Here is a 23,579-nt window from a genome sequence, read left to right on the forward strand (position 1 = left end):
TTTCCGGAGTAGAGAGTACATTGGGTATTATTTTAGATATTCGTTGTTAATTCTCTTACAATTCAATTCTTTACAAAACGTTGCTACAATTCCTGAGCATGTATTGTACTTGCAACAAAACTTTTCTCTGGATAAAACAAGAACTGTGTGCTCAAAAAAAATTAGTCTAATGAACAAAACGATTTACTCTCGATTTCTTACCTGGATTTTATTCATTGCACTTTTTGTATCACTGCCCAGTGAAAGTATTGCTCAAATTGGCTGGGCTAAATCCTATGAAAATGGCATTGTCGTTTCCGCCGAAAAACATGCCTCACAAGTGGGCAAAAAAAATCTTCAGCAAGGCGGCAATGCCGTTGATGCAGCCGTAGCCGTACAGTTTGCATTGGCCGTTACCGAACCACGTGCCGGTAATATTGGCGGGGGCGGATTTATGGTATTGCATATGGCTGATGGTACTACTACTTCGCTCGACTTTCGCGAAAGGGCACCAGAAAAAGCCACTAAAGATATGTTCATACAAGATGGGGAATACCAACCGGATCTCAGCAGAAGATCGGCCCTGGCATCCGGTGTACCCGGTGTGGTTGATGGCATGATCAAGGCTCTTGAGCGTTATGGAAACCTCCCATTGGAAACGGTTATAGAACCGGCCATCAAATTAGCGCGAGAAGGATTCCCATTGACATGGAAACAGGCTCAAGACCTCAATAATTACGCAGATGATTTCAAGGAATACCGGACATCCCGACGATATTTTACCAAGAAAGATAAAACGCCCTACCAAGAAGGAGACTTATTTGTACAGGAGGATCTGTCCAAAACCTTAGATCGTATTGCACGCATGGGTCGGGATGGATTTTATTCCGGACTTACGGCCGATCGCATCGTCAATACTATGGAACGGCTCGGAGGTATTATCAGCTACAGTGATCTAAAAAATTATGAGAGCAAATGGCGCGATCCTGTAAAAACCTCTTTCAACGGATACGATCTACACATTATGCCTCCCCCCAGCAGCGGAAGTATCGCTATTGCACAAATGTTAACCTCACTCGAAAATTACGATTTAAAAGAGCTGGGGTTCAACTCGGCTAAATATGTCCATCTCGTTACCGAAGCTATGCGACGCGCTTTTGCCGACCGAGCCCACTTCTTAGGCGATCCCGATTTTGTACGTATTCCACAATCCGGCCTGTTAGATTCGGCCTACAATCATGATCGCATGCAAAGTTTTCGGTGGGATACGGTTACCTCCAGCGACAGCATCTCGCACGGCGATCCGTTACAATACCAAGAATCCAAAGAAACTACCCATTTTTCCATCGTAGATGAAAATGGAAATGCCGTAGCGGTAACAACAACGTTGAATGGCTCTTTCGGAAACAAAATTGCGGTTGACGGGGCCGGATTTTTGCTCAACAACGAAATGGATGACTTTACCGCTCAGCCGGGTGAACCCAATATGTTTGGGTTGATACAGGGCAAGGCCAATGCCGTAGCTCCCAAAAAGCGGATGCTCAGCAGCATGTCTCCCACCATCGTTACTAAAAACGACTCCACGAGAATGGTTCTAGGGGCTGCGGGTGGGCCGCGTATTATTACGGCTACGTTCCACAACTTTCTGAACATGGCAGTCTTTGGGATGGAGCCTCAAAAAGCCAACTCTGCCCCACGCTTCCATCATCAGTGGATGCCCGATAAACTATATTACGAAGAATTTGGGTTGAGTCCTGATACAAAAGAAAAACTGAAAGAGATGGGACACACGCTAAGCGTAACAAGCGGTGTTGGCCGTGCCCATACGGTCTATGTTGATGAAAATGGGTTGAAATATGGTGCTCCGGACCCCCGAGGCGACGGCGCCGCCGAAGGGTATTAAGTCCGATCAGTTTTACTGGAATATTCTATCTCCATCTGGATACCATGCTCTGCGTTGTATCCAAAAGACATAATTAATTAGGGTTGTAAAATCCGGCTCCTTTTGCCATAATCAGTATCGTATAATTTAAGAAGAGGCAACTCTACTATGAGCAATAATATTGATACTGCAATACAGTCTATTGAATGGCGAGAAGATCATGTCCGTATTTTAGATCAAACCTACTTGCCCAGACGCGAAGTCTATAGCGAAATACGAGATGTGGGACGCATGTGGGAAGCCATTAAGAAATTACGCATCCGCGGTGCTCCCGCTATCGGGATTGCAGCGGCCTATGGTTTATATTTGGGGATTAAAGATCTGCCCGAAAATTCGTTTGAAAGCTTCATAGTAGAAGTCGATCGCATTGCTGAATACCTGGAAGGGGCTCGGCCCACAGCAGTGAACCTTAAATGGGCCACGGATCGGATTAAGTCGACTATCCATGCGCATAAGGATAAGGATATCAGCGAGATTAAAGAGATCGTACTCCAAACGGCTAAAACTATCCATGATGAGGACAAACGCACCTGCAAAAAGATTGGTGAAAACGGTGTTGAGCTAATCCCCAAAGAAGCCCAAGTGCTAACTCATTGCAATACCGGCAGTCTTGCAACAGGACAATACGGCACGGCCCTTTCAGTAATACTTCACGCCTACGAACAAGGTAAAAAAACATTCGTCTGGGTGGATGAAACACGCCCGTTGCTACAGGGATCACGCCTTACTGCCTGGGAACTGATGAATGCGGAGGTACCGATGAAAATAATAACTGATTCCAGCGCCGGGTTGCTCATGCGTCGGGGAGAAGTTGATCTGGTTATCGTTGGGGCCGATCGTATTGCCGCCAATGGTGATTTTGCCAATAAAATAGGGACCTATCCCCTTGCAGTATTAGCACGGGAAAATGAAATCCCTTTTTATGTCGCTGCACCGCTTTCCACTATCGATATGGAAATAGAAACCGGTAATGAAATCCCTCTGGAGGAGCGCGAGCAAGATGAGGTCCTTAATTACAGCGATGCACAAATAGCGCCCAAAAAAGCAGAGGCTTACAATCCCGCATTCGACATTACGCCTAACAAATATATTTCAGGAATTGTTACAGAAGAGGGAATAATTGAGCCGCCTTTTGAGAAAAGTTTCAAAAATATTTTTGAGGATTGAGATAACAGAAACCAAATATCACTCAAAATGTTCTAAAATAGCATCGGCATCTATACCACCGTGCGAACCGTGCCAAACCACCTCACCGTTATCAACCAATATAGCCTGCGGCGACTGGTGACGAACATCTAATTCAGATGCAATTTTGTTAGAGACATCACGGCTACGAACCACATTCACAAAATGCATGTCGGCATGCTCTTTTATATTATCTGATGCCATTTCAAGATTTCCTTTAGCTACAAAACACACGCTGCAGCGGTGACTGTGTTTGTAAATCAGCTGCGGCTTTTCTTTTGATGCTTCTATAATAGGATCTACCTGAGAAAGGTCTGAAATCATTTCCCAGATATCACTCGTTTCTGATCCCGAAAACGCATTTTTTACTGAATTAAATAAGCCCATAACATTTAACTTTCGTTTCATTCAGTTAACGTTACGCAGCAGAGCTACGGAACGAGATTTAAATATTCCTCTTCATTCATCTGGTCGCAAATCCAGCGGTCGGATGAATATTTAGTTTTTTTAATTAATCTCCCAGGCAAATGCCGATATCTCGCGCCGTCTGTACGGTATCACTTTCAAGCGAAACAGATTTCATCTTTCCTTCAATGCTGGTAATAGGAATCCGCGTCAGTTTATTATCCTGAAGTACCACCAGCTTATTATAATCGTGTTCTTCTACGCATCGGATAGCAGCTGCACCAAATCGGAGGGAAATTAGCCGATCATAGGTAGAGGGCGATCCGCCACGCTGAAGGTGTCCCAATACAACTGATCGAGACTCCTTACCGGTTCGCTCCGAAAGTTCATCAGCTAACTGATCAGCAATACCGCCCAGCTGCACCTCCTGTCCCGGTGTTTTACCCTTGGTTACAATTTCACCGTCTTTTTTCTTTGCTCCCTCGGCAACCACAATCATGGTGTAATGACGTCCCTTCGATTCCCGCTCTTTTATTTTTTCTACAATAGAATCATAACTAAAGGGAATTTCGGGTATTAAAACCACATCTGCCGAAGCAGCAATACCAGAATAAAGTGCAATCCATCCGGCGTAGCGCCCCATCACTTCCACGACCATTAGACGGTGATGCGATTCGGCTGTAGTCGTAATACGGTCAATAGCTTCCGTTGCAATATCAATAGCGGTATCAAAACCGAGGGTTACATCGCAGCCGTAAATATCGTTATCAATGGTTTTGGGCACCCCCACCACATTAAGCCCCTTATGAATAAGCTTACTGGCAATATTCATTGATCCATCGCCGCCAATAGCCACAAGGGCATCAATGCCATGATCTTCAAACGTCTGGACCAGCTGGTCAGATACATCTTTGGTACCCCAGCTGCCATCATCTTTTTGATATGGCATCTCAAAAGGGTTCCCGCGGTTGGCCGTTCCCAAAATAGTACCGCCCTGCAGCGTAATACCCTGCACAGCCTGGGCATCGAGCTTTACGAAAGGTTCATCAGTAAATATCGAACCATATCCGTTTTTGATACCATAGACTTCCCAGCCTCTTTTTAGTGCTGCCAATGTAGCCGCACGAATAGCAGCATTAAGACCTGGTGCATCACCACCACCTGTATTAATAGCAATCTTCATACACTAACTTTGTTTTTCTAACGGTTCTCGTTGCCTTTCAAACACTTCTTCCACTCGTTCAATTCCGAGGCCGCGACGAACAATCTTGGTATTATCATCGGTCATATCCAAGATTGTGGTTTCTTGGGAAGGTAACTCCTGTTGATTGTCAATCGTCACATCTACCTGCTTGTCAAATTTTCGTAAGAACGGTTCTCTATCAAATTTTTCCAAAGCATTATCATCCATCTCCGGCTTTTTAGCGGTAATAGCAAGCATGGGATTACCAACCTCGCGGACCAGACCCTCACAAATAGGATAGTCGGGCACACGAATACCAACCGTTTTTTTCTTGGGATGCACAAGCAGCTTGGGCACCTCTTTGGTAGCCGGTAAGATAAAAGTATACGGACCGGGAATAAGGCGTTTAATAAGCTTAAAATTATAGTCAGAAATATGTGCAAACTTTGCTATACCCGATAAAGAATCACATAATATGGTTAAGTGATCCCCCTTTCCCAACTGCCGAATCTCACGAATCCGCTCAATCCCTTTTTTATTTTTATAATCACAGCCAAGGGCATACTGGCTGTCGGTCGGAAACAGCAAGACAGCACCATCTTTAACCTTGTCGGCAATTTCAAATAATCGTTTTACATGGGGAGTTTCAGGATGCAGTTTAATTCGTTCTGCCATGGGTAAACCTCATATTTTAGGAATTATACGATATTAGATAAGCTCAAAAAAGCGCACGGAATGATTCGCTATAAAATGTTGTGATAGTAAACCAAATGAAATAACATTTAATCTCATAATTCATCTTATTTTATGCGCTTTTGAACTTCATTAATAACACTTTGATCACGGATAATCAATACTATTTCTAACAAATCATTAAATAAACTATTACAACTATGGATACATCAGTGCAAGCTCAATGGTTAGGACATTCTGCATTTAAACTCACAAGTCCTGAGGGTACAACAATATTAGTCGACCCTTTTCTCTCGGGAAATCCAACCACTCCGGACGAGTATAAACAACAGGATGACGTCGATTTTATTCTACTAACCCATGGACATGAAGATCACGTAGGCGACACGCTGGACATCGCAGAAGAAACCGGGTGTAAAGTGGTTACAATGGTTGAACTTTCTCGGTTGCTGGTTAGCAAGCACGGCCTCAACGAAGATCAGGCCGTCGAATTTAATAAAGGCGGTACAGTTGCTTTTGATGATTTCTCCGTCACTATGGTATCGGCCAACCACAGCTCATCTTTCCAGGGCGATTACGCGGGCGAACCTGCCGGACTGGTGATCTCCTTTTATGACGATATTACCTTTTATCATCTCGGTGATACCAACATCTTTTATGAACTTGAGCTCTATGGTGAGCTTTACGAACCCGATATTGTTGCTGTCCCAATGGGCGACCACTATACTATGGGGCCGGGCGAAGGTGCTATGGCCTGCGATCTACTTCAAGCCGATTATGCAGTCCCCATTCACTACGGCACGTTCCCACCGCTAACGGGCGATCCCGAAGACTTCAAAAAATACACTGAGAAATCAACCGACACTGAAGTCTGGATTCCCAAAGCCGGAGAAAATTTCCTGGCTTAACATCTATGCTCATTCCAATAGAAAAAGGCGCAAACAATTTTGCGCCTTTTTCTTATTTAATGGGATTTGAACTAACCGCTATTTCTTGGTCAACTTCTTTTCATCCGGCTTAACGGTGAGCACCGGCATATTCAGCGACTGTGCAACCTTCTCGGTTGTGGAACCCAACAGCAAGTGAGCAAAACCGCTGTGACCATGCGTAGCCATCACTACCACATCAGCATTTTCCGTGGCATAATCCTCAATACCCAAGTGGGCCGAAACCACTCGTTCTACGGCCGTATAAATATTTATCCGACGGCTTGATGCATTATCCGATACCACAAACTGATCTCTGAATCTTTTCTCACCGCGAGCAATCTTCACATTATCCATGCCCTCGGTAGCTAAATAATCATCTAACCGAGCCATCAGAGATTCATAAATATTTTGCTTTTCCGTTTTTTGTGGATCTCGACTTTCTGAATCCAGCGGACTGCCATAGAGCTCCTGCACGTGATAGAAAGTAATATCGGCATCATAAATTGATGCCAATGCCAACGCTATAGGCAGGGCAGTAAACGATAGCTCTGATCCATCCGTAGGTATCATTATCTCTTTTAGTCCTTCGGCATTGAGTCCTTCATCCACCGTAAACACCGGAACTGAAGAATGTCGAACAACTTTGTTGGTCGTCGAACCGCGCATCAAATTCGATTTATGATGTCCTTTGGTAGGCATCACAATCAAATCATAGCTATTCTCTTTTGCATATTCGGCAATAGCTGTAGAAGGTTTTCGATCAATTTTGCAGATGGCCTCTCCTTTCGACTCCTCGGAAATATAATCATCCATCGCCTTTTCCATTTGATGCAATGCCTCTTTTTGAACGTTGGGATACAGCTCTTTATCCACATCCAGCGGAGCCTGCATGTTTGATAAACTTTTGTGGAAGTAAGTAAGCATTGGAATAACATGGATAAAATCTACTTTTGCTCCTACACGATGAGCAATTTCCTGGGCATGACGATACGCCAGCTGAGCGTTTTCTGAGAAGTCTGTGGGTACTAATATTTTTTGAATATCCTTCATGATAACAGCCATTATTTAAGATTTAATTCTCTTTAATAAACATTAGGTTTCCGTCCGTAAATAATCAAGTCCCATCACCATAATTAATCCAATAACTATCCCCCAAATACCGCTCCAAAAACGGTCCGTCCCGGCCTCCTGAACCGTTAAATACGGAATAAATGGATCGCTCTTAATCAGCTTATTTTTAACAGTCAAAACCTCCACTTCTTTTTGTGCGCCATCGGGATTCATCGTTTCGCCCAACCGTCTAAATTCGGGACGATTTTGATCCGGAGGATCATCCCGTAATGTCTGAGCTTCGGAACTATTATATGCCACCACTTCCGTTTTGCTGACAATTTGCTCAAACGTCCGATCCTGATACGGCCATATCACATAAAGCGATCCAATTAAAAAGCCAATTAGCACAGCCAGTGTTTTTGCTTCGTATCGACTTAACAGCCACGACAATAATCTTGAAAAAAGCACCAGTCCAACAACGGCACCGGCAACAAAAGGCAATAGTGACAATAACCCAGCTGTTGTCTCGGAAGTACCCAGCTTACCGAATTGTGCTAATATATAGTCGTACTTTCGCAGGATTAGCAAAAAATAGGAGCCGGAAATTCCCGGTAAAATCATCGCACAAATGGCAATAGATCCACTAATAAAAACAAACCACGGTGATTCGGGCGTATCGGCCGGCACTAAGGTGACAACCCAGAACCCAATGCCCGCTCCAATCAAAACCATTAGACCGTGTACCCAGCTAAAGCCCTCAATAGCTTTGATAAGCACAAAAATAGAGCCCACTATTAATCCAAAAAAGAGTCCATATACCAATTCGGGATTGGTAAACATATATACTTGTAGGGGCACTACTTTCGTAAAGAAAAGAATAGCACAGAAAATCCCCGCGAGTAAAACTCCCATAAATTTCCAGTGCACCTCGTTAAAAGCATCCCGGAATTTTAAGGTGACGACCTGCTTAAAAAATCGGGTATCAAAACTCTTAATCGCATTGATAAGGCGCGTATAAATCCCCACAATCAACGCCAACGTTCCCCCACTCACACCAGGAACAATATCTGCCGATCCCATTAAAAAACCTTTAATTAATAGAAAGGGAGATTCGCTCCACGATGTTGAATCTTTTTGGGACTGGTCTTCAGCCTGATCGTTCTGTGACAAAGAAATTAAGGATTAGGAATTAGGAATTAATTTAAAGCCTAATATATGGCAAGGATCACAATTTTTCATTGCACAATTCTTTCGAATTATTTCTGCCAGCCTTTTTCTCCGATAAGCGGTACAAATTTAAAATCACTGAAATGCTCCTCTTCAAACTCGTCCTCCCGAATCTTGATAAGCCGTACCATTTCCTGCCTTTTGTCATCTCCCACCGGAACCACCAGCCGACCATTTATATTGAGCTGTTCAATCAAATCCTCGGGAACAACCGGAGCCCCCGCTGTAACCACAATGGCATCATAAGGGGCATAGGCCGACCAACCCAGCGTACCGTCGCCCAACTTAGCCCGAATGGAATAACCAAGCTCTTTCAGCGTAGATTTAGCTTTCTTATATAGCTTATCATGGCGTTCAACCGTATATACATTAGCGCCCAACTCACACAAAATTGCCGCCTGGTATCCTGATCCTGTCCCAATTTCCAGTACTTTTTCACCGGGCTGTACTTCAAGCAATTCCGTCTGTCGAGCAACGGTATACGGCTGCGATATCGTCTGCTCTTTACCAATGGGTAGCGCCGTATCTTTATAGGCACGATCCTGCAGCGCCGTATCCACAAAAACATGTCGAGGAACAATGTTAAAAGCATCCAGCACACGCTGATCTTCTATGCCTTTATCTGCCAGCGCTTGAACTAATCGACGGCGACGCTGTTTAAATTTTGGATTATCTGCTCCTGAACCCCAATTTAACATGATAAACTTTTGTATTTTACCAACTGTTTACGAATTAAATATAACATAAGGAACTTGTGGCAATTTATTCGACTTTTAATCAATGTAAACTTTCTTACTATCCAAAATTGCGGGATACAAATTCAATAGAGACCAACACCTTGAAATTATGAAAATTTTTCTAAAAATAGCCGGTACAATTGTAGGATTATTCATTGTCATTATAATTGGACTCAATATCTATTTTACGGATGAGCGCCTCAAAAATACTGTCATGCCCTACGTTAATGATGCCGTGGGACGTACGGTAAATGTTGAGCAAATGTCGCTAACCCTATTCAGCACTTTTCCACAACCGGGCGTTAGTATACAAAACATGAGCATCCCCGGAGAAACAGAAGAAGATACGCTCCTTTCACTGGACGAACTTGTGGTTTCGGTTGAACTTTTCTCCTTACTGGGTGACCAAATCAATATTTCTGAACTCAGTCTTCGCAATCCGAAGTTCACCTATATCGTTAATGCCGACAGTACCACCAACATCGATTTCTTGATGACGGAAGAAGCTGAAACCGACACAACGGCTGAGACCATGGGAATTAATATCCCCTATTTTAACATCAGTGGAGGGGATTTTGGCTATCGTGATGCAACAACCGAAACTAACGTACAACTGGACGATCTCAATGCTGATATTACTCTCAACTACGCCGATTTAATAACGAGCACTATCGATCTGCAATTGGGTGGCCTTTCGGCTTCAATGGGAGAAAGCACCTATCTCAACAATCTCCCGCTGAGTATGACTCAGCAATCCACCATCAACATGGAGAACGAAACCGTAACACTTGATGAAGGCACTTTTTCCATTCGCGGACTCGCTCTCAATTTAACCGGATCACTCTCTGACTGGAGTAATGACTTAAATAGTGATCTTACCTTCAATTCATCTTCAGATAATTTCGGCGAACTTCTAAGACTGATTCCCGCTGATTATGAAGAATACACCGAGGGACTCGAAAGTCGGGGATCATTGGCTATTGACGGAACTATAAATGGAGCATTGCTGGGAGAAGAATTGCCGAATTTTGATATCAGAATTTCAGTTGATGACGGCTATGTCAAAAACCCGGATCTTCCCCAGGCAATTGAAAGCATCCAATTAACAGCCAATGCATCCAATAAATTAATTGCCGTTGAAAACCTTACCGCAAAGGCCGGAGAAAATAATCTATCGGCAAACGGGGAGCTCCAAAACCCACTGGAAGACAATGGTACATTTTCTATTGATTTTGATTCGGATGTGAACCTTGCCACCATCCGTAATTTTTACGATATCAGTCAGTTTGATGTCGAAAACCTGGGCGGCCAGCTTACCGCTAATGGACAAGCATCCGGGAATATGGAGGCACCCGAAAAAGCTACTTTTGATGCCACCATTTCGCTAAGTAATGGCTTGCTCAAATATGCCGAAGTAGCCAAGCCAATTGAAAATATCACCATCGATGCCGAGGCTAATCAATCAGTCATCACTATAAACAACATGAAGCTACAGGCCGCGGCTAACACCTTTTCCATGAAGGGCTCAATCAATGAACCGATGGATGAAGAACAACGCAGCATTGATTTAACAACCAACCTGGACTTTGACCTCGCTACCATCAAAGATTTTTATCCTATTGACGAGGATACGCTGAGCATGCGCGGCCAATTCAAGGCTCAGGCTGTCTTAAAAGGCAAAGCCGATCAGATAGAAAACGCTGTTCAGTCGGGAAATATTTCGCTTTCTGATGGATATATCAGCCATAAATCACTGGGTAAACCCATCGAAAATATCACCTTAAACTCCTCATTGGATGGCCCAGATCTCACTATATCAAAAGCCAGCTTTACCACAGGAGATAATAACCTCGATATTTCAGGAAATGTACGAAATTACCTGAGCGATGATCGAACGGTCAATGTAGAATTAACAGGTAAGGCGGCCCTTAATCAGATTAAAGATTACTACGAACTGGAACCCACAATCACCGAACTTACCGGCTTGGCCGACCTCAACCTACGCGTGCAGGGCAAGCCCAATGATCCTGCAAATATGCAGTTCAACGGTCAATTAACGGCACAGAACATCAATATGGATGGAGAAGCTATGGTTCAGCCAGTGACTGAACTCAATGGAGTGTTAAATCTGTCACCAAGCTCAGTAGATTTAGATGGATTGTCATTCAATATCGGCTCATCTGATATTTCGCTCAGCGGCTCGTTAAGCGACTATATGGAATATCTAAAGGCAGAAGAAGACCGTAGCACTACGCCTCAACTTACGGGAACCTACAAAAGTGAACTGCTTAATTTAGATGAATTAATCGACTGGAGTGACACTACAGAAACCGGACCCATTCCTATTCACCTTCCACACCTGACGAGCTCGGTAAGTGCCGAAATTAACGAAATGATCGTCACGGGTGTAACGATGACAAACATGACGGCCGAAGCTTCTACAACACCGGAGAAAATCACGCTTGAGCAAGCGTCTATAAATATGTTCAATGGAAAAGCTACGGGATCGTTTGTCTGGGAAGTTCCGGATCCGGAACGCACCATGATCTCATTCAACGGAAACTTAGACAGCTTACAAGCGGCCGCCTTCTTTGATGAGTTCCAGGTGCTCGGTGAAGACAGCAATTTCCATGAATATGTATCCGGGGCTTTCAGCGCTGATGTAGAATACTATTCTGAACTTAACGAGTTTTTAGAGCCGGTCATCAAAACATCAACCATGGACGGAAATTTTGGAATGACTAACTCACGGATTCAGGGACATCCTATTCAAGAGCGATTAGCTTCGTTGTTCAATGCCAAAGAGTTTAATAATGTGGGATTAGATGAGTTCGAAAGCACCTACTCACTCAAAAACAGCGTGTTTACCATCAATGACCTGCAGATGACCAGCAAAGATATCGGTATGGAACTCAGCGGAACTCAGCACATGGTCAAAGGTACTATCGACTATAAAACCCAACTGTTGCTTCCAGGACGATTTAAAAAAGGCATCGCTTCGGTTATAACTACGCAGGCTACAGAGGCCTTAACACGAGATAACGGAACTATTATGGTTCCGCTTCGCATGACGGGCACACAAGAAGACCCCAATATTCGCCCTGATAAAAAAGAGATTGCTCCCATTGTAAAAGACTACCTGAAAGATAAGGGCAAAAATCTTCTCAAGGGATTATTTGACAACTAACTACAACGATTTTCGGCAATAGGCGTTGTCAACTGTTGCAATGAAACGTTATCTTTGCGAACTGTAAATGCAATTTTATTGATTAATAAGGAAGCATCCTGATCCATGGATAAATTACATATTTACAATACGCTGTCCCGCGAAAAAGAGGAATTCAAACCTATCAAAGAGGGCTTTGTAGGCATCTATGTTTGTGGGCCTACGGTGTATGGGGATCCCCACCTGGGACACGCAAAAAGTTACGTCTCATTTGATGTAGTTATTCGATATCTCCGTTATTTGGGATATAATGTTCGTTACGTCCAAAATATTACGGATGTGGGACACCTGACTGATGATGCTGATCAGGGTGAGGATAAACTGGAGAAACAGGCCGCCATCGAAAAGCTGGAACCCATGGAAATTGCGGAGAAGTACACCTATAACTATTTCCGCGATATGGATGCTCTTGGCGTTCAGCGACCTGATATTTCTCCCCGTGCTACGGGACATATCATCGAGCAGATCGAGATGGTCAAAAAACTGCTTGAAAATGGTCACGCTTACGAGACCGATGGTAATGTCTATTTTGATGTCTCCTCGGATGAGGATTACGGTAAGCTAAGCGGACGGGATGTTGAAGATCAGGAAAGCGGTGCCCGCATCGAAACGGCCAGCGACAAGCGTTCACCCGAAGACTTTGCGCTCTGGAAGAAAGCCGATGACGGTCACATTATGAAATGGCCTTCGCCTTGGGGTAAGGGCTATCCGGGATGGCACGTAGAGTGCTCGGCAATGTCCACAAAGTACCTTGGCGAACATTTTGATATTCACGGCGGCGGCATGGACAACCAATTCCCCCATCACGAATGCGAAATTGCCCAGAGCGAGGGCGCTTTTAACAAGCCTTTTTCCAACTATTGGATGCACAATAACATGGTTACCCTTGAGGGACAAAAGATGGGGAAATCGCTGGGCAACGCGATTTCATTGCACGAATTTTTCTCTGGTGATCACGATCTGCTAACCCGTTCCTGGGATCCGCAGATCATCCGTTTCTTCTTACTACAAAGTCATTACCGCAGCACCACTGATTTTTCTGAGGATGCCCTTTCCGGTGCCGAAAACGGTCTTCGAAGCCTACAAGAGATGGTTAAAACCATCGACAATACTGAGGGCGGTTCTACCGAAGCTTATGATCTGGAATCCCTGAAAACCTCTCTGGAAACCAAACTTAATGATGATTTTAATACGGCACAGGCCATTGCCGTTCTTTTTGAAGAGCTAAAAATCATCCGCAAACAAATTAACAGCGGAGATACCCCAGAAAATATTAGCGATATCAAGGAATTTTTGCGTGATTTTGTTGAGGGTGTATTGGGACTCTGGCCGCAAGAAGACGATTCTTTGGCAGACAATGATAAAACCGAACAACTTATTGAACTGCTTATTGATATCCGCAAAAACGCGCGTCACGAAAAGAATTTTGAACTGTCGGATACTATTCGTGACCGGCTCGAAGAACTGGATATCAAGCTGATGGACAGCCCCGAAGGCACCGATTACAAAATCGTAAAATAATAACTATCAATATAATCCAATTTCTTATTGAACCTCCCCTACCGCCCCTCCTTTATAAGGAGAGGATTACCAAAAAGACTTTAATTTCTTAAAAGGTGCTTATCAACTCTCCCCTTCTTAAGGGGAGATGTAAGAGGGGTTGAGGCAATGGTTAAAATGTGCAAAAAAGAAGAATCAAACATATTCAATCCAAAGCGTATTAAAGCTCAGAGAAAATATTTGCGAAATAACATGACCAAAGCAGAAGTTATTCTCTGGTCAAAGCTTAAAGGCAGGAATATGCTTAATCACAAATTTCGCAGACAGCACGGTATTGGAGATTACATTGTAGACTTTTATTGTCCAGAGTTAAATCTTGTTATTGAGGTAGACGGAGAATCTCATTATACCTCAGAAGGTGAAAAGCATGATGAGACAAGAACTGAATTTTTAAACGAGCTTGATGTTTATATCCTGAGATTCACCAATCCTCAAATAAAACAAAATTTGGAAGGTGTTCTTAAACATATAATTTCTGCTATTAAAAAATTAGAACAAGAGTATATATAATTATATTAACCACCCCTACTCCCCTCCTTTATAAGGAAGGGATTATCAATAAGACTTTAATATCTAAAAAAGGTACTTATCAAAATCTCCCCTTCTTAAGATGTAAGGGGGGGGCAAAATTCGCCTATTTAACAGATAAACTACCACATGAACTTATTACTTTTAGCAAACGATTATTTTACTTGGTCCGTCGATCCCGTAGCCTTTAGCCTGGGACCACTGGAACCGCGTTGGTATGGCATTTTGTTTGCCACCTCATTCTTGATTGGTTTTTGGCTGACACGCAAAATGTTTCTCCATGCCAAGCGTGATCCCGAAGAAGTAGATCAACTGTTAACCTATGTTTTAATTGCTACTATCGTTGGTGCCCGGCTGGGACATGTACTGTTCTATGATCCCGGCTTTTATCTGCGTTATCCTGCCGAAATTTTAAAAATTTGGCATGGCGGACTGGCAAGCCACGGTGCTGCCATTGGGATCATCATCGCCATGTACATGTTTACCAAAAAGTTCAGAGATATGAGTTTTCTCTGGCTGGCCGATCGCGTGGTGGTCGTCGTTGCTATTGCAGGAGCTTTTATTCGAACCGGGAATTTCATGAATTCCGAGATTGTTGGTCAGCCAACCGAACTGGCGTGGGGCGTCATTTTTACCAGAATCGACATGATTCCTCGCCATCCTACCCAACTTTATGAAGCACTGCTTTGCATCATTGTTTTTGGAATCCTTTGGAAAGTATATCACGCTTATAAAACGAATCCGCCTGAGGGATCACTGTTCGCTCTATTCTTAGGTACGTTATTTACCGGACGTTTTCTGCTCGAATTTACAAAGATGGAACAGGCCGCTTTTGCTGCCGACTGGGTATTTAATATGGGACAATGGCTCAGCATTCCGCTTATTGCCATCGGCATCTGGCTAATGATCAAAAAAGTGAACTGGAGTCAACCTCCGGCTGTAGAGTCACAAAAAAATTAATTCCTCAACTTTCGTTTACCATGAAATCGTTAGATCCACAAATTGAACAAAAAATTGACAGCTGGCTAAATGGCAATTATGATGACGAAACTAAAGCTGCCATCCGAAAAAAGCTTGACAACGAAGAATATCAAGAACTGACTGACGCTTTCTATAAGGATCTGGAATTTGGAACCGGTGGACTGCGCGGCATTATGGGCGTGGGTTCTAATCGTGTCAACAAATATACTTTTGGAATGGCTACCCAGGGATTCAGCAACTTTTTGAGGAAAAATTATCCCGATGATGAACAAATTAAAGTTGTAATCGCCCACGACTGCCGAAATAATTCTGAGGAACTGGCTCAAGTCGTAGCGGATGTATTTTCTGCCAATGGTATTTATGTATACCTCTTTGAAGGGTTACGTCCAACCCCAGAATTGTCATTCGCCATTCGCGAACTGGACTGCCATGGTGGGGTAATGTTAACAGCTTCACATAATCCTAAAGAATATAACGGATACAAAGCCTACGATGAACATGGCTGCCAGCTGGTCTCTCCACAAGACAAGTCAGTAATGGAGGAAGTTCAACAGATCGAGGACATCAATGATGTTAGATTCGAGGGAGTATCCAAGAATATAGAATCCATCGGCAAAGAAATTGATGAAAAGTACCTGGATGCCCTGATGGATGTCTCATTATCAGGCGATGCCATCAGTCGTCAGAACGACCTGAGCATCGTTTTCTCTCCCATTCACGGAACGTCGGGAGTCATGGTTCCACCTGCATTAAAACGTTACGGCTTCAAGAACGTAACGCTCGTCGAAGAACAGATGACCTACGACGGTGATTTTCCCACGGTTGAATATCCCAATCCCGAGGAAAAAGAAGCACTCACCATGGCACTGAATAAAGCCAAAGAAATTGATGCTGAACTGGTAATGGCCACCGATCCTGATGCCGACCGTGTGGGAATTGCTATTAAGGACCATCATGATGAATGGGTTCTGCTTAACGGTAATCAAACCGGGGCGCTGATCATCAACTACGTCCTAAACGCCTGGCAAGAAGCCGATAAACTCGACGGCGATGAATACATCGTCAAAACAATTGTAACCTCTTACCTGATTGATGCCATTGCAGACCATTACGGTGTCGAGTGCTACAATACGTTGACCGGATTCAAATATATCGGTGAGCTGATGACCGAGCTGGAAGATAAAAAACAGTTTATTGCCGGTGGTGAAGAAAGTTACGGATATCTCATTGGCGATCACGTGCGCGATAAAGATGCCATTGTCTCATCGGTTATCATCGCCGAGATGGCCGCCTATTATAAAGATCAGGGAACCAGTTTATTTAATGCCCTGCTGGATATCTACCTGCAGCACGGCTATTATCGCGAAAACTTGGTGTCGGTTTACAAGCGCGGACGCGAGGGCGCTGAAGAGATCCAAAAAATGCTGAAAAATTATCGGGAAAATCCACCTGAACAGCTTGCGGGATCTGACGTAGTGGTTATCAAGGATTATAAAACCCAGAAATCGCGGAATGTTAAAACGAGCGAAACAGAAGATATCGATCTACCAGTATCGAACGTCCTCCAATTTGTTACAGAAGATGAAACAATGGTCACCGTGCGTCCATCCGGTACAGAGCCCAAAATTAAATTTTACTGCAGTATTAATACCGAACTCACCAACCGCACTGGTTTTGACAAAAAAACAGAAGTGCTGGAAGACAAAATGGATACCATTATCCAAGAACTGACCGAAGAAACGTAATAAGCTTTTAACACTTATAATGTGTGATGGGTAACATCTAATCGTTACTCATCACTCATAATTTTCCTCTCCCCTATTTAATTCAATTCTAAATTTTTTAAATCAGTGGATTAACGAGAATCACTCTGTATATTCCTGAGCATTGATATACAAAAACATTATGAGTGATTTGTTACAACAACCCGTATTTGATGTCTTTATTTATGCCCTGATTACCGCAGTGGCTACAGGTTTCGGAGCCCTCCCCTTTTTCTTCTTTAAGAATTTAACCCGAAACTGGCTTGGCATCTCTAATGCTATTGCCTCCGGATTGATGATTGCGGCAAGCTTTGGCCTCATCTATGAAGGAATAAATCACGATCCATGGTTTACTTTTTATGGAATAATTATTGGGCTACTATTTATAATCGGCAGCGAAAAGTTACTCAATAAATATGACGATCGATTTTCCATCAAAAATATTGATCAAGTTGACAGCACAAAGATGCTCCTGATCGTCGGAATTATGACGGTCCATTCTTTTACCGAAGGCGTGAGTGTAGGCGTATCATTCAGTGGAGGATTGGATTTAGGGTTATTCATCACCACCGCTATTGCTGTACATAATATACCGGAGGGGTTGGCCATCAGCCTGGTACTTATTCCGCGAGGAACATCCCCATTAAAAGCGGCATGGTGGAGTATTTTTTCGAGTTTGCCTCAACCATTAATGGCCGTACCCGCTTTTTTATTTGTAGAAATATTTCGCACGTATCTCCCCATGGGACTTGGCTTTGCGGCCGGGGCCATGATATGGATGGTCTTTGCAGAACTCGTCCCCGACGCTATGGAAGAAAGTGATACCTCCACGGTCGCAACAACTATAACCATTTCCATCGCACTGATGATCATATTTCAAGTTCTGATTGAATAACAACTTATAAATCTTAATTTGTATCGGCTTTTAATTATTAATTCCTTCAACTCTTAGAAAAGAGCTTTTCTCTAAAATAGATATCAAAAAAATGAAATATTCATACTCTTTATTTTTTAAAACATTGGCTCTCAGTTTCTTGGTGGGAGCTTTTTTGCTTCAGCAACCCACTATAGCCCAGGATAAACAGCGCTATTCCAGTGTTAAAGAAGCTCTCTCGAAAAGCAGTCAGCTTAGCGGTTCCAACGGCCCCCGAAATGTCAACTGGATTGACGACGGCAACCGATATTCGTATATGGAATACAACGAGAAAACGGAAAATATGGAGATCCGCGCCTATGATCCCGCATCGGAAGAAGATGAACTTATTTTCAACAGTGCCAATCATACCTTTCCCGAATCCGACTCCACCTTTGAATATTCTTCGTTTCAATGGTCGGATGATTCGAAGTATTTAGTTTTTCAATCGAATTTTCGCCCAGTATACCGCCGTTCGGGTATTTCTGATTATTATCTTTATTCTGTAGAAGAGGGATCCCTGAACTTACTTGTAGAAGATGCACGCACGGCTGAACTTTCTCCCGACGGAAGCAAAATCGGTTATGAACGAGATGGGGATCTGTTCGTCTATGATTTGGAAGCACAGAAAGAAACACAGCTTACCAACAGTGCCAAAGAATATTTTTATAACGGACGCTTTGGCTGGGTTTATGAAGAGGAGTTTGGTTTGGCCCAAGCCTGGACATGGTCACCCGACAGTGAAAAAATTGCATATTGGCAAACCGATGAACGGCATGTCAACATTTTTAAGATGACGGATTATTCCGGACAGCATCCTGAATACGAGAAGATTCCCTACCCCAAAGTGGGTGACGAAAATCCGAAAGTAAAAATCGGGGTTATAAATGTAGAGTCCGGCCAACAACAGTGGATGGATACGCCGACCGACGGCTATATCCCCAGAATTTATTGGACAGCTAAAGAAAACAAACTGGCGACCGTACATCTAAATAGAGCTCAAAATCACTTGAGACTATTTTTTAACGATATCAATAACGGTGATCGGCGACTGGTCATGGAGGAGCAGTCTGATGCCTGGATCGATGTATTCGACTTCTTTGCCGGCATTGACCACCTGTTCTTTTTCCCGAAGGACAGCGAAGAGTTTTTCTGGATCTCGGACCGTAATGGCTGGAGTCATATCTACCGCTACGGTTATGACGGCACCGTTAAAAATCAAGTTACTGATGGAAATTGGGAAGTAACCTACGTTCATACGGTAGATTATCGCAATAACAGAATCTATTACACCTCTACCGAAGAATCGCCGCTGGAACGGCATCTGTACTCCGTCAACTTTAGCGGAGGTAATAAAACCAAGCACACGCAATCAGAGGGAAGACATGACATCAGCATGGGATCGAATAGCAATTTTTATATCGATCGCTATTCCAACACTTCAACCCCAACACAAGTTGAACTCTGGAGCACTCGGAATGGGAAATTGGAAGTGCTTGAAGACAATGCTTCTGTGGAAAAATTTACAGAGAAACATGTCTATGCTCCTCGCGAGCTGTTTTCTTTTACCACCTCCGACGGACAGAAGTTAGACGGCTTCATGATTAAACCTATCGATTTTGATCCTGACAAAAAATATCCCATGGTGCTCAATATTTATGGAGGACCCAGTGCGCAAGGTGTATATAACAGCTGGGAATCCGGGGGATGGAATCAATACTTGGCACAGCAAGGCTACGTTGTCGTGAATGTCAACAACCGGGGAAGCGGCGGATACGGATCTGAATTTGAAAAGATTGTTTACAAGCAGCTTGGCAAATGGGAAGCTACCGACTTTGTAGAAACAGCACAATTCATGGCCGAAAAAAGCTGGGTCGATGGTAACAGAATGGCCATCCGTGGACACAGTTACGGGGGATACATGACAACCTATACCCTGTTCAATTATCCCAATATTTTTGAGGTCGGTATTGCTACGGCACCCGTTACTGACTGGCGATTTTACGACAGTATTTATACCGAGCGGTATATGGGGCTGATCGAAAATAATAAAGACGGTTATGAGCAAAGCTCATCCATCACAAATGCCCAAAACCTAAAGGGAAATCTCTTGCTCTCGCACTCTACAATGGATGAAAATGTGCACGTGCAAAACACCATGCAGCTTTTAACCGAACTCACAGGAAATGGGCAAGATGTTGATTTACAGATATACCCTCCCGGTGCCCACGGCGTAGCCTTCAACACCGCAAGCTACTATCTGCTCTATACCTCGTATGTGGACTATCTAAATCGCCACCTCAAATAGCGACAAAAATTCTTACAAAAGTAAAAGGCCCGAGTGTAATACTCGGGCCTTTTTTATTAGATGGTTCTTAAGCTATTCTTTTTCTGATTTTTTGCCATCTCCCAACATTGTGTTCAACTTTTCTCCGCCCCGAACTCCAAAATCCAGCGTACGTATGGGAAACGGAATCATAATATCAGTTTCTTCAAACGCTTTCATAATGGCTATTATGGCATCGCTACGGGCAGATAAAAAATCAGAATTTGTTTTAAAATTTACCCAAAAACGAATTTCAAAGTTAATTGAGCTCCCGCCAAATTCATCGTAATAAAATTCGACTTCTTTGTCATCATCATAATTATCCAGTGTTTCAATCGCTTCAATCGCAACTTCCTTCGCTTTCTCGAGATCATCGCCGTAAGATACGCCACATTCCAGATCAATGCGTCGTACTCCACTGGTTGTATAATTTTCTAATGGTTTTTCAAAAACACTTTTATTTGGGATATAAACAATTTGCCCCTGTGGGGTGCGAATAATGGTATTGCGAAGATTCATCTTTTGCACCGTCCCATAAAAATCATTGGTTTCAATAATATCCCCAATGCCAAATGGATGACGGATAGATAAAATAATTCCTGAGATAAAATTCGAGGCAATGTCCTGAAATGCAAAACCTAATGCCAAACCAATGATACCGGCACCAGCAAGGAGTGATGTTACCGCCCCGTCAAGCTTTAGAACGCTCAAGGCAATAAAAAACCCAACACCAATTATTAAAACCCCGACAATCGTTTCCATCAAATTGATGATTGTTTTATTGCTGGTTGTTTTTTCCAGCATATGTTTTGCCCCCCTGCGGACAAGGCGCCCGAGTATGAAAAACGCAATCAAAATAAGCAATGCTACTACAAGATTAGGTAACATCGCGATGGTCGTTTCCAACCAGTTCATCAGTTTTTCTGTGAGCGTACTATATACATCCACAAATTCCGCTTCCATTTCTTGATTCATCAATACTATATATTTTATTACAATTTACTCCTACACACTTACAGCTAAATGCATAAAATTAAATACAAAAAAAGATCGTTCATTTAAATAAAATTTTTCATAATAACTGTAGATTCACTGCATTCTCCCCGATTTTTTCATCTATCAATGTTTTTGTAAAACAACCCTCATATCCCAAAGGAATGTCAGAAGCGAATAAGCTGTTTTTATATATCATCACAAAAGTTTAACCAAACATTATTAAGCTATGCCTACACGTAAATCAAAAGCAACATGGAATGGTGATCTAAAAAATGGAAAGGGAAACATGTCGTTTGGAAGCGGAGCCTATAAAGGGTCCTATTCCTTCAAATCCCGTTTTGAAGATGGTACCGGCACAAATCCTGAAGAACTCATCGGGGCCGCACTTGCCGGCTGTTTTTCTATGGCACTATCTGGTGATTTAGCCGAAGCCGGATATGCCCCCGAAGCTGTCACGACCAACGCTGATGTCGCTCTCGAAATGGTAGACGGTGATCCGGCAATAACTACAATTACCTTAAACGTAACGGGTAATATTTCTGACATCGAAAAGGATGAATTTTTGGAACTTGCCGAAGGAGCCAAGAAAAATTGTCCGGTTTCAAAAGCACTGGCAGGGGTTAATATTAAGCTTAATGCAACACTCGACAATTAACACTCTTCTTCTACAGATAACTATTTTGGGGATGTCTTCTGAGACATCCCCCTTTTTTTTGTTGCAATAGTATGGCACATAAAAAAATCATTACTCTTTGTTTAACAAACGTGCTTAAGGATTTGTATCTTTAACGATATGACTATACAAACCGATACAGACGAAAAAACTAACCTGAAAAGCTTAACCAAAGAAGAACTGCAGGAGTTTACCGAAGAACTCGGACTTCAATCCTTCCGCAGTGATCAGCTCTTCCAATGGCTGTATCAAAAAGGCGTGCACAATTTTGATGAGATGACCAATCTCTCCAAAGATCTGCGTTCACGTCTCAAAGAAATAGCCAAGGTCCCAACTATTGAATATGCCACCCACCAGGAATCTGAAGACGGAACCATGAAGTTCCTTTTCAAACTGCAGGGTGAAAAAGATCATAAGGTTGAAGCCGTACTCATTCCCGACTTTTATGAGGATGGAGCCGCCAATAGACTCACGGTTTGTGTATCATCACAGGTAGGTTGCGTGTTCGGCTGCTCATTCTGCGCAACAGGCAAGATGGGATTTTTCCGAAGCCTAACACACGGCGAAATCGTCGACCAAGTGCAGTACATTGATGCACTTTGTGAAGAACGATTCGGCAAAGGTATCACCAATATTGTATATATGGGAATGGGCGAACCGCTCCACAATTACAAAGCGGTCGTCAATTCAGCAAATATAATTACTGATGAATTAAGCATTGGCCTTTCACCCAAACGTATTACAGTTTCCACGGTGGGACTTACCAAGCAGATTAAGAAGCTGGCCGACGAGCGTCAGCCGTTTAACCTGGCAATCTCACTACACGCGGCGAACGATGAGAAGCGTGACGAGATTATGCCTATTAATAACTCTATGGGCCTCGATAAACTTAAGGAAGCTGTTCAACATTATTACGATAAGCTGCATCGGCCTATCACTTATGAATACCTACTCTTTGATGAATTCAACGATAGCCCCGAAGATGCACAACAACTTGCTGATATTGTTCAGTGGGCGCCCAGTAAGGTAAATATCATCATGTATAATGATGTTGCCGGAGTGGCATTAAAACGAGCCCGCGAACAACGCCTCGATGCCTTTATGCAGGAACTTGTTTCACGGAACGTAACAGCTACCGTTCGACGAAGCCGCGGTGACGATATTGACGCGGGTTGCGGACAGCTTGCCATCAAAGAAGGTCAGCCAATGGGTAAAACCATCCGTAAAAATTAATTTTTATCAAGAAAGTCAACTTCTCTTTCTTACTTCCTATCCTTCCC

At 43.1% G+C, this 23,579-nt stretch carries 19 protein-coding genes; 12 read left to right on the forward strand and 7 right to left on the reverse strand.

From position 1 onward, the window contains the following. Positions 1–169: 169 nt before the first annotated feature. Together ggt and mtnA are read left to right on the forward strand one after the other, a co-directional pair. Complete coding sequence (ggt, locus tag CK503_RS10830) at positions 170–1,882, forward strand: gamma-glutamyltransferase (protein ID WP_095606834.1); 1,713 nt, start codon at positions 170–172, stop codon at positions 1,880–1,882. A 147-nt stretch (positions 1,883–2,029) separates the two neighbouring features. After that, on the forward strand, positions 2,030–3,088 hold the full coding sequence (gene mtnA, locus CK503_RS10835) for an S-methyl-5-thioribose-1-phosphate isomerase (RefSeq protein ID WP_095606835.1): 1,059 nt from the start codon (positions 2,030–2,032) through the stop codon (positions 3,086–3,088). Positions 3,089–3,106: 18 nt separating this feature from the next. On the opposite strand, the gene ytxJ is transcribed toward mtnA, so the two are convergent. From ytxJ to CK503_RS10850, 3 genes are all read right to left on the reverse strand, one after another. Next, on the reverse strand, positions 3,107–3,514 hold the full coding sequence (gene ytxJ, locus CK503_RS10840; RefSeq protein WP_095606836.1) for a bacillithiol system redox-active protein YtxJ: 408 nt from the start codon (positions 3,512–3,514) through the stop codon (positions 3,107–3,109). Between the two features lie 103 nt (positions 3,515–3,617). Next, the gene (locus tag CK503_RS10845; protein ID WP_095606837.1) at positions 3,618–4,694 is read right to left on the reverse strand and encodes a 6-phosphofructokinase; all 1,077 of its coding nucleotides are present in this window, start codon (positions 4,692–4,694) and stop codon (positions 3,618–3,620) included. A gap of 3 nt (positions 4,695–4,697) precedes the next feature. Next, positions 4,698–5,369, reverse strand: coding sequence for an L-threonylcarbamoyladenylate synthase (locus tag CK503_RS10850; RefSeq protein ID WP_095606838.1), 672 nt, complete (start codon positions 5,367–5,369; stop codon positions 4,698–4,700). Positions 5,370–5,587: 218 nt separating this feature from the next. Here CK503_RS10850 and CK503_RS10855 point away from each other — a divergent pair, with 218 nt between their 5' ends. After that, on the forward strand, positions 5,588–6,295 hold the full coding sequence (locus CK503_RS10855) for a metal-dependent hydrolase (RefSeq protein WP_095606839.1): 708 nt from the start codon (positions 5,588–5,590) through the stop codon (positions 6,293–6,295). 78 nt (positions 6,296–6,373) lie between these two features. On the opposite strand, the gene CK503_RS10860 is transcribed toward CK503_RS10855, so the two are convergent. The 3 genes from CK503_RS10860 to CK503_RS10870 form a co-directional block, all read right to left on the reverse strand. Then, a complete protein-coding gene (locus CK503_RS10860; protein WP_176466292.1) occupies positions 6,374–7,366 on the reverse strand; it encodes a universal stress protein in 993 nt (330 codons plus the stop codon). A 42-nt stretch (positions 7,367–7,408) separates the two neighbouring features. Further along, entirely contained in the window at positions 7,409–8,539 is a 1,131-nt protein-coding gene (locus tag CK503_RS10865; RefSeq protein WP_255233392.1) for a DUF368 domain-containing protein, read from the reverse strand. An 86-nt stretch (positions 8,540–8,625) separates the two neighbouring features. Then, positions 8,626–9,294 (reverse strand): protein-L-isoaspartate(D-aspartate) O-methyltransferase, encoded by a 669-nt coding sequence (locus CK503_RS10870; RefSeq protein ID WP_095606841.1) that lies wholly within the window; start codon positions 9,292–9,294, stop codon positions 8,626–8,628. A gap of 148 nt (positions 9,295–9,442) precedes the next feature. Here CK503_RS10870 and CK503_RS10875 point away from each other — a divergent pair, with 148 nt between their 5' ends. From CK503_RS10875 to CK503_RS10905, 7 genes are all read left to right on the forward strand, one after another. Next, positions 9,443–12,520 (forward strand): DUF748 domain-containing protein, encoded by a 3,078-nt coding sequence (locus CK503_RS10875; protein WP_095606842.1) that lies wholly within the window; start codon positions 9,443–9,445, stop codon positions 12,518–12,520. A gap of 105 nt (positions 12,521–12,625) precedes the next feature. Continuing rightward, complete coding sequence (cysS, locus tag CK503_RS10880; protein ID WP_095606843.1) at positions 12,626–14,080, forward strand: cysteine--tRNA ligase; 1,455 nt, start codon at positions 12,626–12,628, stop codon at positions 14,078–14,080. Between the two features lie 156 nt (positions 14,081–14,236). Then, positions 14,237–14,629: an endonuclease domain-containing protein gene (locus CK503_RS10885; RefSeq protein ID WP_095606945.1), complete on the forward strand. Its 393-nt coding sequence runs from the start codon at positions 14,237–14,239 to the stop codon at positions 14,627–14,629. A 147-nt stretch (positions 14,630–14,776) separates the two neighbouring features. Continuing rightward, complete coding sequence (lgt, locus tag CK503_RS10890) at positions 14,777–15,607, forward strand: prolipoprotein diacylglyceryl transferase (protein ID WP_095606844.1); 831 nt, start codon at positions 14,777–14,779, stop codon at positions 15,605–15,607. Between the two features lie 20 nt (positions 15,608–15,627). Then, positions 15,628–17,373, forward strand: coding sequence for a phospho-sugar mutase (locus CK503_RS10895; protein WP_095606845.1), 1,746 nt, complete (start codon positions 15,628–15,630; stop codon positions 17,371–17,373). Positions 17,374–17,533: 160 nt separating this feature from the next. Then, entirely contained in the window at positions 17,534–18,286 is a 753-nt protein-coding gene (locus CK503_RS10900) for a ZIP family metal transporter (RefSeq protein WP_095606846.1), read from the forward strand. 91 nt (positions 18,287–18,377) lie between these two features. After that, the gene (locus tag CK503_RS10905; protein WP_095606847.1) at positions 18,378–20,612 is read left to right on the forward strand and encodes a S9 family peptidase; all 2,235 of its coding nucleotides are present in this window, start codon (positions 18,378–18,380) and stop codon (positions 20,610–20,612) included. Between the two features lie 72 nt (positions 20,613–20,684). On the opposite strand, the gene CK503_RS10910 is transcribed toward CK503_RS10905, so the two are convergent. Beyond that, positions 20,685–21,605, reverse strand: coding sequence for a mechanosensitive ion channel family protein (locus CK503_RS10910; protein WP_255233393.1), 921 nt, complete (start codon positions 21,603–21,605; stop codon positions 20,685–20,687). A gap of 247 nt (positions 21,606–21,852) precedes the next feature. Here CK503_RS10910 and CK503_RS10915 point away from each other — a divergent pair, with 247 nt between their 5' ends. Both CK503_RS10915 and rlmN read left to right on the forward strand, forming a co-directional pair. Further along, positions 21,853–22,281, forward strand: coding sequence for an OsmC family protein (locus CK503_RS10915; protein ID WP_095606848.1), 429 nt, complete (start codon positions 21,853–21,855; stop codon positions 22,279–22,281). Between the two features lie 138 nt (positions 22,282–22,419). Continuing rightward, positions 22,420–23,532 (forward strand): dual-specificity RNA methyltransferase RlmN, encoded by a 1,113-nt coding sequence (rlmN, locus tag CK503_RS10920; RefSeq protein ID WP_095606849.1) that lies wholly within the window; start codon positions 22,420–22,422, stop codon positions 23,530–23,532. Positions 23,533–23,579: the final 47 nt, after the last annotated feature.

The organism is Fodinibius salipaludis, from assembly GCF_002287075.1.
GTDB classification, from domain to species: Bacteria; Bacteroidota; Rhodothermia; order Balneolales; family Balneolaceae; genus Fodinibius; species Fodinibius salipaludis.